The sequence below is a fragment of the Frankia sp. AgPm24 genome, from assembly GCF_023243055.1.
In the GTDB taxonomy this organism is placed as follows: domain Bacteria; phylum Actinomycetota; class Actinomycetes; order Frankiales; family Frankiaceae; genus Frankia; species Frankia umida.
Map to the genome: position 1 here is coordinate 20,044 of NZ_JALKFW010000220.1, position 11,000 is coordinate 31,043.

8 protein-coding genes are annotated in these 11,000 nt (G+C 74.2%); 4 read left to right on the forward strand and 4 right to left on the reverse strand.

Translation table 11 applies throughout. From position 1 onward, the window contains the following. Window positions 1-118 precede the first annotated feature (118 nt). From MXD61_RS25660 to gcvT, 3 genes are all read right to left on the reverse strand, one after another. Window positions 119-997, reverse strand: coding sequence for an adenosylcobinamide-GDP ribazoletransferase (locus MXD61_RS25660; protein ID WP_248815989.1), 879 nt, complete (start codon window positions 995-997; stop codon window positions 119-121). Continuing rightward, complete coding sequence (gene cobT, locus MXD61_RS25665; protein ID WP_248816025.1) at window positions 994-2,115, reverse strand: nicotinate-nucleotide--dimethylbenzimidazole phosphoribosyltransferase; 1,122 nt, start codon at window positions 2,113-2,115, stop codon at window positions 994-996. Before cobT ends, MXD61_RS25660 begins: the two co-directional genes overlap by 4 nt. A gap of 265 nt (window positions 2,116-2,380) precedes the next feature. Continuing rightward, entirely contained in the window at window positions 2,381-3,478 is a 1,098-nt protein-coding gene (gcvT, locus tag MXD61_RS25670) for a glycine cleavage system aminomethyltransferase GcvT (protein ID WP_248815990.1), read from the reverse strand. Between the two features lie 145 nt (window positions 3,479-3,623). On the opposite strand from gcvT, the gene MXD61_RS25675 reads away from it, so the two are divergent. The 4 genes from MXD61_RS25675 (at window position 3,624) to MXD61_RS25690 (ending at window position 9,498) form a co-directional block, all read left to right on the forward strand. Further along, window positions 3,624-5,156, forward strand: coding sequence for a leucyl aminopeptidase (locus MXD61_RS25675; RefSeq protein ID WP_248815991.1), 1,533 nt, complete (start codon window positions 3,624-3,626; stop codon window positions 5,154-5,156). 260 nt (window positions 5,157-5,416) lie between these two features. Then, on the forward strand, window positions 5,417-6,799 hold the full coding sequence (lpdA, locus tag MXD61_RS25680; RefSeq protein ID WP_248815992.1) for a dihydrolipoyl dehydrogenase: 1,383 nt from the start codon (window positions 5,417-5,419) through the stop codon (window positions 6,797-6,799). A gap of 152 nt (window positions 6,800-6,951) precedes the next feature. Further along, on the forward strand, window positions 6,952-8,409 hold the full coding sequence (sucB, locus tag MXD61_RS25685) for a 2-oxoglutarate dehydrogenase, E2 component, dihydrolipoamide succinyltransferase (protein WP_248815993.1): 1,458 nt from the start codon (window positions 6,952-6,954) through the stop codon (window positions 8,407-8,409). Between the two features lie 141 nt (window positions 8,410-8,550). Then, on the forward strand, window positions 8,551-9,498 hold the full coding sequence (locus MXD61_RS25690; protein ID WP_248815994.1) for a TIGR01777 family oxidoreductase: 948 nt from the start codon (window positions 8,551-8,553) through the stop codon (window positions 9,496-9,498). A gap of 86 nt (window positions 9,499-9,584) precedes the next feature. On the opposite strand, the gene MXD61_RS25695 is transcribed toward MXD61_RS25690, so the two are convergent. After that, window positions 9,585-10,865, reverse strand: a complete 1,281-nt coding sequence (locus MXD61_RS25695; protein ID WP_248815995.1) for a hypothetical protein — start codon at window positions 10,863-10,865, stop codon at window positions 9,585-9,587. Between the last annotated feature and the right edge of the window lie 135 nt (window positions 10,866-11,000).

Sequence of the window (11,000 nt, forward strand, 5' to 3'; positions counted from 1 at the left end):
GACGCATCAGCCGATACCGACACAACCCGAAACGTATCCGATTCCCACCGTCACCGTCACCGTCGCGCACACATCCGGCGAGCGTCCGCTCCGAGCACCACACCTCGGAGCGCCATGATCACCGTGGGCGGCCTGGCCAGCCCGGTGGCCCGGACGAACCCGCGTCGGAGCCGACCAGGTGCAGCAGCCAGTCCGGATAGGTCATCGCCATGAACAGCAGCGTCACCACGGTGGTGAGTTCGACGAGGCCCCCCAGGACATCCCCGGTCAGCCCGCCGAGCCGGCGGACGAAGTAGTACCGCAGCGCCACCGAGACCGCGGCCCCGACACACACCGCGATCACCGCGCGGGCGGCCCGCTCGAGATCACCGCCGTCGTAGTCGAACCGCCCGGCGAGGGCCGCCACCGCGCACACCCCGACAAAAGCCACCAGCGCGTCGCGGGCCCGGACCGAACCGGCCACGAACGCGCCGAGACCGTTCGGGTGCGCGGCGGGCGCGGAACTGGCGCAGGCGAGGGTCACCGCGAGCCGCCCGGTCATCACCGCGACCAGCATCGACACGGTACCCCGGTGCACCGTGATCGCCGCGCCGAGCGCGGTGACCTGCAACAGCACCACGAACAGCACGGCCACCACGCCGAAGGCGCCGATGGTCGGCTCACGCATCACCGCCAGCGCCCGCTCCCGACCACCGGCGTGCCGGGCCCCGAGCCCGTCCGCCAGATCGGCCAGACCGTCCAGGTGCAGGCCACGGGTGGCCAGCGCCAGCACCGCGATACCCGCCACGGCGGGCAGCAGCGTCTGCGTGCGGGTGCCCGGCATACCCGTCGAGACCCGCAGGCCGAAGACCACCAGCGCGGCGACCACTCCCAGCACGAGCCCCACCAGCGGAGCCAGGGCCATCGCCCGGCCGGCGACACGCCGGTCGAGCCGCCCCGGCCCGCGCACCGGTGCGACGGTCAGCAGCGAGAAGGCCGTCCGCAGGGCGACCGTCACGTGGCATCGAGCTCCTGCGGGTGCTCGCCGGAGCCAGGCGCCTCATCCGACTCGGCCTTCCCACTCACCCCCGCCTGATCGAAGGTGGCCATCTCGGCGAGCGTCGCCTGCGCCGCCCGCACCAGTGGGACGGCCAGCAGCGCGCCGGTGCCCTCGCCCAGGCGCAGCCCGACGTCGAGCAGCGGGGTGAGCCCGAGCGCGCCCAGCGCGTGGGCCTGGGCTGGTTCCGGCGAGCGGGTGCCGGCGACCCACCAGTTCTTCGCCCCCGGCGCGATGTGCTCGGCCGCCAGCGCCGCCGCGCAGACGATCACCCCGTCGAGCACCACCGGGGTGCGCCGCACCGCCGCCTGTACCAGCAGGCCGGCGAGCGCCATCAGATCCGCACCGCCGGCGACGCGCAGCACCGTGTGCGCGTTGTCGGCGAACGGCCGGCCGCGGCGCATCGCATCCCGGATCGCCGCGGTCTTCACCATCCACCGCGCGTCATCGATACCCGTGCCGCGCCCGACGACCTCGATCGGCTCCCGCCCCGTCAGCAGCGCGACGACCGCGGCCGCCGGCGTCGTGTTCCCGATCCCCATCTCGCCGGGCACCAGCAGATCGGCGCCGGCATCCACCTCCTCGTCGGCGATCATGCGCCCGATGTCGAAGGCCCGCTCCCCCTCCTCGACGCTGAGCGCGTCCGCGCGGTCGATCCGATCACTCGCCCGCCGGACCCGGTAACGCCCCGGCGGCGCGCTGCCGTCGACCCCGCCCGGAGTGGCCGGCTCCGGGGTGTCGACCGCGACATCCACCACCCGCACCTCGGCACCGACCTGCCGGGCGAGCACGTTGACCGCCGCCCCGCCCGCGGCGAAGTTCGCCACCATCTGGGCGGTCACATCGCTGGGAAACGCCGACACACCCACACTGGCGATACCGTGATCCGCCGCGACGATCACGGCCCGCACCCGCGCGAACGCCCGCGGCGGGCACACCCCCTGCACCCCGGCGATCCAGACCGACAGCTCCTCGAGGCGCCCCAACGCCCCCGGCGGCTTGGTCAGCTGCCCCTGCCGGGCGACGGCGGCCGCCATCGCCACCCCATCCAGCACCGGGACGGCCGGCACGCCCCCCATCCCGCGCCCCGTGGCGCCCAGACCGGCGAGGCCACCGCCGGGTTCGCCGCCCCTCTCACCATCAGCGGTGCTGGCCACGTCGCCGGAGACTCCGCTGTTCGCGGCTTGGGAATCCACGACTCCCTTACTACCCGATTCCTACGACAACTCCGCCACGCCCCCACCCCGGAAGCGGCGACCCCGGCCCCGGCCGGGCCGACCAGACGGTTTCGCGCGGCTCCAGGGGCCAGCGGCGGTCCGGGGTCGAAGATGCGCGAAAGGTGACCTACCGCGGCGAGGAGTCGACGAAAGGCGGCCGCACGACGGTCATCGGACTCGGGCGGCCACGGACGTCGACGTGGACGGTGGCGCCCTCGGTGATCCCGCGGTCGAGCAGGGCGAGGCCGATGCCCTCCCGCCGGGAGGGGGAGAAGGTTCCGCTGGTGACCTCGCCGATCGGATCGCCGGCGGGCGAGGTCACGGCCATGTGGGCGCGCGGGATCGCCCGCCCGGTCGCCCGCAGGCCCCACAGGAGCCGACCGGCGCCGGCCGCACGCTCGGCGAGCAGCGCGTCGCGCCCCCAGAAGGACGGCTTGTCCCAGCCGACCGCCCAGCCCGACCGGGCCTGCACCGGGGTGATCGACCGGGAGAGATCCTGACCGTGCAGCGGGTAGCCCATCTCGGTGCGCAGGGTGTCCCGGGCGCCGAGGCCGACGGGTGACACGTCGAACGCGGTGCCGGCGGCGAACAGGGCGTCCCACAGTGCGGGCGCGTCCGCCCAGCGGGGCAGCAGCTCGAAGCCCCGTTCACCGGTGTAGCCGGAGCGGCAGACGATGACCGGCAGACCCTTCCACGATGCCTCGACGAAACTCATGTACGCGCCGTCGGTCGGCAGTTCGAGCGCGGCGACGAGCCGGGGTGCGGCGGGTCCCTGCACGGCGAGGACCGCCAGGTCGGCGTGCCGGTTGGTGACCGTCACCGCGGGCGGTGCGGCGGCGGCCAGCAGGGCGGCGACCTCGGCGTTGTTCGCCGCGTTCGGGACGAGCAGCACGTGCTCGTCCGAGATCAGATAGGCGATCAGGTCGTCGACGACCCCGCCGTCCTCGGTGCAGCACAGGGTGTACTGGGCCTGACCGGGCTGGATGCGGGCGAGGTCGTTGGTCAGGCAGGCGTTGACGAACGCCGCCGCACCGGGACCGGTGACCTCCGCCTTGCCGAGATGACTGACGTCGAAGACACCGACCGCGGTGCGCACCGCCTGGTGCTCGGCGAGGACGCCGCGCCCCGCGTACTCGATCGGCATCTCCCAGCCGCCGAACTCCGCGAGCTTCGCGCCGAGCGCCACATGCCGGTCGTACAGCGGAGATCGCCGCAGCTCTGCCATGGCGCCCAGCCTAAAGGAGCCAGCGCGATCCCGACCCGGTCGGCGGCCAACCGGGAGCGACCCCCCATAACGGCCAGCGCCGCCGTCGACACCGATGTCGACACCGCGGCCGCGAGGGCATCGTCTCGTTCAATACGCTCACCGTATGACCAGCCTCGCGCCCAGCTCCACAGCCCTTGTCGATCTCGCGGTGGACGCGGTGGTGATCGCGACCACGGCCGGAGCGGACGGGCTCGAGGTCAGCACCGGCGCCGGCGGGCTGGACGAGGCCCTCGACGGGCGGCTCGTGGACGTGCTCACCTCGCTGGGCGCGACGGGACGGGCCGGGGAGGTGGTGCGGTTCGCGACGCTCGGGGCAGTGCGGGCGGCGACCGTCGTCGCGGTGGGCCTGGGGCCGAGCCCGACCGAGGACGCGCCCCTGGACTCCGAGGTTCTGCGCCGCGCGGCCGGAACAGCGGTGCGGGCGAGCGCCGGGCGCTCGAGTGTGGCACTCGCCCTGGCCGCCGCACCGGGGGCGGTCTCGACCGAGTCGGTGCGGGCGGTCGCCGAGGGCGCGCTGCTCGGCGCCTACACCTTCGACCAGTTGCGGACGGTCTCGGCGGCGGGGCGGCCGGCTCCCGTGCGGGAGCTCACCCTCGTCGTCGACGAGTCGAGCCTGCCGCTGGCCGCCGCCGAGGTCGACCGGGCCGTGATCACCACGGCGGCGGTCCGGCTGGTGCGGGACCTGGTGAACACACCGCCAAGCCACCTGTCCCCGGCGCTGCTCGCCGACCTCGCCCGCGAGCAGGCCGGCGCCGCCGGGATCGGGGTCGAGGTGCTGGACGAGACCGCCCTGGCCGAAGGTGGCTACGGCGGGATTCTCGGGGTCGGGCAGGGATCGGTGAACCCACCGCGGCTGATCCGCCTCGAGTGGCGCGGTGACGACGCCGTGCATCCGGCGATCGCGCTGGTCGGCAAGGGCATCACCTTCGACTCCGGCGGTCTGTCGCTCAAGCCGTCCACGGCGATGGAATGGATGAAGGCCGACATGGCGGGCGCCGCCTCGGTGCTCGCCGCGCTGATCGCGATCGCGCGGCTGCGCCTGCCGATCACCGTGGTCGGCTGGCTTCCGTGCGCGGAGAACATGCCCTCCGGGGAGGCCATCCGACCGTCCGACGTGCTGACGATGCGTGGTGGGAAGCGGGTCGAGGTGCTCAACACCGACGCCGAGGGGCGGCTCGTGCTCGCCGACGCGCTCGTGCGCGCGGCCGAGGAGTCACCGGCGATGATCGTCGACGTCGCGACGCTCACCGGAGCCCAGATCGTCGCGCTCGGCCAGCGCACCAGCGGGCTGATGGGCCGGGGTGACGCGCTGGACACGGTCGCGACCGCGGCGGCGGACGCCGGGGAGAGCGTCTGGCCGATGCCGCTGCCGCCGGAGCTGCGCAAGGGCCTCGACTCGACCGTCGCCGACCTCGCCAACGTCGCGCCGGGCGGCAGCCGCGAGGGCGGAATGCTGGTGGCCGCCCACTTCCTGGGCGCGTTCGTCGCCGAGGACCTCCCATGGGCGCACCTCGACATCGCCGGGCCCTCCTGGAACAGCGGGGAGCCCTACGGGCACACACCCAAAGGCGGCACCGGCGTGATTGTCCGCACCCTCGTGCGACTCGCCGAGAACCAGGCGGTCCGCACCGACTGAACAGGTACGGGTGCGGGCATCCGCACCCGATATCACATCTGCACCCGCATCCGCTCGCGCCCATGGCCGGCGCACGCGACGCATTGCACTCCCCCATCCGAGCGGCGGGCGGGTAGCGGCGTGAAAGACTGGCTTCGGACCGACGTGATGTGACAGTCGTGGCCCCAGAACGCCGGCCCACCAGGCAACGCACAACGAAACCGCGCGAGGCGGGCCAGTCTGGCGGGGTTTCGTGACGTCAACGAGAAGGGACCCAAGGCGTGGCGGACTCAGCGGCCGGTCCCGTCGACCTGGTCGTTCTCGGCGGCGGTAGCGGTGGGTACGCTGCCGCGCTACGCGCCGCCGAACTCGGCCGCAGCGTCGCCCTGATCGAGAAGGACAGGCTCGGCGGCACCTGCCTGCACCGAGGATGCATCCCGACCAAGGCGCTGCTGCACTCGGCGGAGATCGTCGACTCCATCAACGACAGCGAGGCCTTCGGGATCCGCGCGACCCTCGACGGCATCGACATGGCGCGGGTCCACGCCTACAAGGACTCGGTCGTCGCCGGCCTGTTCAAGGGGCTGAGCGGGCTGATCCGCTCGCGCGGCATCGAGGTCATCGAGGGTGTCGGGCGTCTGGTGTCCCCGACCGCCGTCTCCGTCGGGGACAGGGTGGTCACCGGCCGGCACGTGGTGCTCGCCACCGGCTCGCAACCCAGATCGCTACCCGGTCTCGAGATCGACCACGAGCGAGTCCTCACCAGCGACGACGCGCTGACGCTCGACCGGGTACCGGCCTGCGTCGTCGTGCTCGGCGCCGGGGCGATCGGCTGCGAGTTCGCCTCGGTGTGGCGCTCGTACGGCGCCGAGGTGACGATCGTCGAGGCGTTGGCGCACCTCGTCCCACTCGAGGACGAGTCCAGCTCCCGCCTGTTGGAACGCGCGTTCCGCAAGCGTGGCATCACGCTGGAGCTCGGCGCCCGGTTCGCCGGGGTGAAGACCACCGACCACGGCGTGACGGTGTCGTTGGAGAACGGCACGACCATCGACGCGGAGCTGCTGCTCGTCGCGGTGGGCCGCGGGCCGGTCTCGGCGGGCCTGGGCTTCGAGGAGGTCGGGGTGGCCATGGACCGCGGCCACGTCCTGGTCGACCGTGAACTGCGTACGAACATCCCGACCATCTCCGCGCTCGGTGACCTGCGCCCCGGTCCGCAGCTCGCCCACGTCGGCTTCGCCGAGGGCATCTACCTCGCCGAACGGCTCGCCGGCGGCAACCCGGTGCCCGTCGATCACGACAACATCCCCCGGGTCACCTACTCCCATCCCGAGGTCGCCTCCGTGGGGCTCACGGTGGCGGCGGCCCGGGAGCGGCACGGCGAGATCCGCACCTTCACCTACAACCTGGCCGGCAACGGCAAAGCCCAGATCCTGCGGACCGCCGGCGCGGTGACCCTGGTGGCACTGCCCGACGGCCCCGTGGTCGGCGTCCACATGGTCGGCGACCGGGTCGGCGAACTGATCGCCGAGGCGGAGCTCATCACGAACTGGGAGGCCGAACCGGCCGAGGTCGCCCAGCTCATCCACCCGCATCCCACCCTGTCGGAGGCCCTCGGCGAGGCGCATCTGGCGCTGGCCGGCAAGCCGCTGCACGTCCACGGCTAGCCGCGGGTCGCCGGCAACCCACGTACGTACCACCGCTGGTACGCACCACCGCCAGCGGGTCCAGACCCCCAGCACGCAAAGACACGGCGTCAAACGCTCCGGCCGGCCGCTCTCGCGGTGCATGCCGGTTGCGACGAAGGAGTCGTTCCAGCATGTCTGTATCTGTCACGATGCCCCGGCTCGGGGAGAGTGTCTCCGAGGGAACCGTCACCCGATGGCTGAAGCAGGAAGGCGAGCGCGTCGAAGCCGACGAGCCGCTTCTTGAGGTCAGCACGGACAAGGTTGACACCGAGATCCCCGCCCCGGCCTCCGGCGTCATCAGCTCGATCAAGGTCGCCGAGGACGAGACCGTCGAGGTCGGTGTCGAGCTCGCGGTCATCGACGACGGGTCCGGCGGCGGCGAGGCGGCCCCGGCCGCCGCCGCGGCTGAGCCCCCCGCGGCGCCCGAGCCCGAACCCACACCGACCCCGGAGCCGGAGCCGGCCAAGCCAGCGGCCGCAGCTCCGCCGCCGCCTGCTCCCGCCGCGCCGCCGGCGCCCGCACCGGCCGCACCCGCGCCGCAGCCGGTGCCCGCTCAGGCCGCGGCCTCGCCCGCGGCTTCGGCCAACGGCGACGGCGGCATCGGCCGTTACGTCACCCCGCTCGTGCGCAAGATGGCGGCCGAGTTCGGCGTTGACCTGGCCGACGTCGCCGGGACCGGCCCCGGCGGTCGGATCACCAAGCAGGACATCCAGGACGCGGCCCGCTCCGGCGGCGCTCCGGCCACCCCCGCCGCCCCCACCGCGGCCGCTCCCGTTCCCGCCACGGCGGCACCCGCTCCCGCGGCACCCGCCGCAACCACCGCACCCACCGCACCCACCGCACCGTCGACGGCACCCGCCGCGCCGGTGCGTGGGCGCACGGAGAAGCTGTCCCGGCTGCGGGCTCTGGTGGCCCGGCGGATGGTGGAGTCGCTGCAGATCAGCGCCCAGCTGACCACCGTCGTCGAGGCGGATGTGACGCGCATCGCGAAGCTGCGGGACCGGGCCAAGGCGGGCTTCGCCACCCGCGAAGGCCTCAAGCTGTCGTTCCTGCCGTTCTTCGCGCTCGCCACCTGCGAGGCGCTGCGCGAGTTCCCGCAGCTCAACGCCAGCATCGACGTGGACGCCGGGACCGTCACCTACCACGGTGACGAGAACCTCGGCATCGCCGTGGACTCCGAGCGCGGCCTGGTCGTGCCGGTCATCCACAGCGCGGGCAACCTGAACCTGACCGGCCTGGCCCGCAAGATCGACGACCTGGCCAGCCGCACCCGCGCGAACAGGATCTCCCCGGACGAGCTCGGTGGGGGGACGTTCACCCTCACCAACACCGGCAGCCGGGGCGCCCTGTTCGACACGCCGATCCTCAACCAGCCGCAGGTCGGCATCCTCGGCACCGGGATCGTCACCAAGAAGCCGGCGGTCATCGACGACCCGGACCTCGGCGAGATCATCGCCGTGCGCTCCAGCGTCTACCTGTCGCTGACCTACGACCACCGGATCGTCGACGGCGCGGACGCCGCCCGCTTCCTCACCTTCATCAAGCGGCGGCTCGAGGAAGGTGCCTTCGAGGCCGACCTCGGCCTTTAGCCCGCCGCAGGTAGCTCGCCGGGAGGCGTTGGGGACCTGGCGACCCGCCCAGGTCCCCAACGCCTGCCCCTGTGGTCATATCTGGCACATCGTGGCCGGTCGGCTCGCCTCGCGCACCGCGACCGACCACGATGAGCAGCCATGCGCATCGTGGTGACCGGGGCGTCCGGTCTGATCGGCTCGGCGCTCGTGCCTGCCCTGCGTGACGACGGGCACGAGGTGCAGGTCCTTGTCCGGCGTCCACCCCGTGCCCCCGGCGAGATCAGCTGGGATCCGGTCGCCGGCCGGCTGGACCCGGCGGCACTCGTCGGCGTCGACGCCGCGATTCACCTCGCCGGCGCCGGCATCGGCGACCATCGCTGGACCACGGCCTACCGCCGGACGCTGCGCAGCAGCCGCATCGACACCACCAGGCTGCTCGCCCGTACCCTCGCCGGCCTCAGCCCGCGACCGGGGGTGCTGCTGTCCGGCAGCGCCATCGGGTGGTACGGCACCGACGCGGGTGGCGATGCCGGCCCGCTCGACGAGTCGGCGCCGCCCGGCGACGGATTCCTCGCCGGGCTGGTCGAGGACTGGGAGGCCGCAGCCCAGCCAGCCCGGGACGCCGGCATTCGCGTCTGCACCCTGCGCACCGGGGTCGTGCTCGCCGCGGACGGCGGAGCGCTGGCCCGGCAGCTGCCGCTGTTCCGGTTCGGCCTCGGTGGCCGGCTCGGCTCCGGCCGCCAGTGGCTGAGCTGGATCACTCTGAACGATCATGTCCGCGCGCTGCGCTTCCTGCTGGACGACACCCCCGGCGCCCCCGACGCCCCCGACGCCCCCGGCGCGACCGTGGCCGGCCCGGTGAACCTGGTCGCACCCGAACCGGTGACCAACGCCCGCTTCACCGCGGCGCTCGCCGGAGCGCTGCACCGCCCGGCGTTCGCCGTCGTGCCCCGCGTCGCGCTGCGCCTCGCCCTCGGCGGATTCGCCGAGGAGGGCGTGCTCGCCTCCCAACGCCTGGCGCCGGCCGCGCTGACCGACGCGGGCTTCCACTTCACCCAGCCCGCCATCGACAACGCCCTGCGCTCGATACTGATCCGCGAGCCCTGACCCGCGCCCGCCACCGCGTTCCGCCACCGCCACCGCCGTCTCCCAGCCAGCCGGCAGCCCGGTGGACGACGGGCGGTGGACGACGGTCAGCCGGTGACGGTGAACGACTGCGACACCCGCCAGCCCGCCGCCAGACGCACGAGCACGAGATCTCGCTCGGTGGGGTTCTTGGCGTTCTGATGGCTGACGACCTCACCCCCGGCGTCGAGGAAGTCGTAGGCCCCCAGCCGGTCGGTGACCCGCAGGACGGTCTGCTCGGAGGAGCTGGAACGCACCTGCAAGGCGAGGATCTCGGTGCGCAGCGGCGACGAATGCGCACCCCGGCTGACGATCGCGCGTATCAGGGCGAGGTCGTCGTTGTGCGCCTGGCTGCCAGGCGCGTCCGAACCGGTCAGCAGCGCCTCCTCACCCCGTTCGAACGCCCGGCTGCGGGCGGTGTTGAGCTCACCGAGCACACCACGCCAGACCTGCTCCGCCGAGCGCCCGGCCACCGGCGAGGCCGTCGGCTGCCGGGCGGCGCCCGAGACCGCCCCCGCCCCGCCGGACGCGGCGGGACTGGTCGCGGCGGATCCCGACGGCGCGCCCCGCTCCGGGCCACCGTCGTCGGACGGGTTGGTCAGCAGCAGCACCGCGGCCACCACCGCCACGAACAACCCGACACCGGCGGTGGTCGGCAGCAGCCGGCCACCACGACGGCCACCGTCGTGGTGCGAACGCCGGTTCCCGCCCGAACGGCCCTCGCGCCTGGCCGGACCGGCCGCGGGGTGCGCCGGCCGCGCCTGCGCGTCCCGGCTGTCGCCGCCCGGTCGTTCACGATCGATGGTCGCCGCCGCCCCAACCGCGCTGGCCGCCGGCTGGCCACGCCCGGACTGGCGGGAGCCCCGCCGCGGCGAGGTCGACCGCCGGGGCAGCGCCGGCAGCGAATCGAGCAGCTCACCGGCCAGGGGCGCGGTGGCGCCGGTGGTCGACCGGGACCTGCGCTCGCTGTCCCCCGCATCGCTGTCGACGTCACCCCCGCCGCCCTGTCCGGCGCCGCCGACCGGCGGGTCGAGACGGGCACCGGAGAGCAGCCGGGGCCGCGCGTCCCCCTGCGGTGGACGGCCGGGCAGGTCGTGCACCGTGGCGCCGCCCGCGCCGAAACCGGCTCCGGAACCCTCGGGTTCGGGCAGGTCAAGGCGCACGGGTAGCGGCGTCGCGCTGCGGGCGAGCACCGCGGCCAGATCATCGGCGCTCGGCCGGCGCTGCGCGTCGTCGACCATCGCCGTGGCCACCGCGACCGCCACCGCGGCCGCCTCCGGCCCGGTCGCCTCCCGCATCGACTCCAGCAGGATGGTGGCCAGATCGTGGACATCACCAGCGGCTGCCACGGGGACCTTCTCCGCCGCCCGGGTCGCGGGGGGGGGGGCCCCCCCCCCCCCCCCGCGAGAGGGGGGCCCCCCCCCCCCCCCGCCCCCCCCCCGCCCCCCCCCCCCCCCCCCCGGGGCCCCCGCCCCCGGGGGGGG

Excerpts from the sequence above, each read along its gene's own strand:
- cobT (WP_248816025.1), bottom strand. The coding sequence starts at position 2,115 with ATGGGGGGCGTGCCGGCCGTCCCGGTGCTGGATGGGGTGGCGATGGCG.
- gcvT (WP_248815990.1), bottom strand. The coding sequence starts at position 3,478 with ATGGCAGAGCTGCGGCGATCTCCGCTGTACGACCGGCATGTGGCGCTC.
- MXD61_RS25675 (WP_248815991.1), top strand. The coding sequence starts at position 3,624 with ATGACCAGCCTCGCGCCCAGCTCCACAGCCCTTGTCGATCTCGCGGTG.
- sucB (WP_248815993.1), top strand. The coding sequence starts at position 6,952 with ATGTCTGTATCTGTCACGATGCCCCGGCTCGGGGAGAGTGTCTCCGAG.
- MXD61_RS25690 (WP_248815994.1), top strand. The coding sequence starts at position 8,551 with ATGCGCATCGTGGTGACCGGGGCGTCCGGTCTGATCGGCTCGGCGCTC.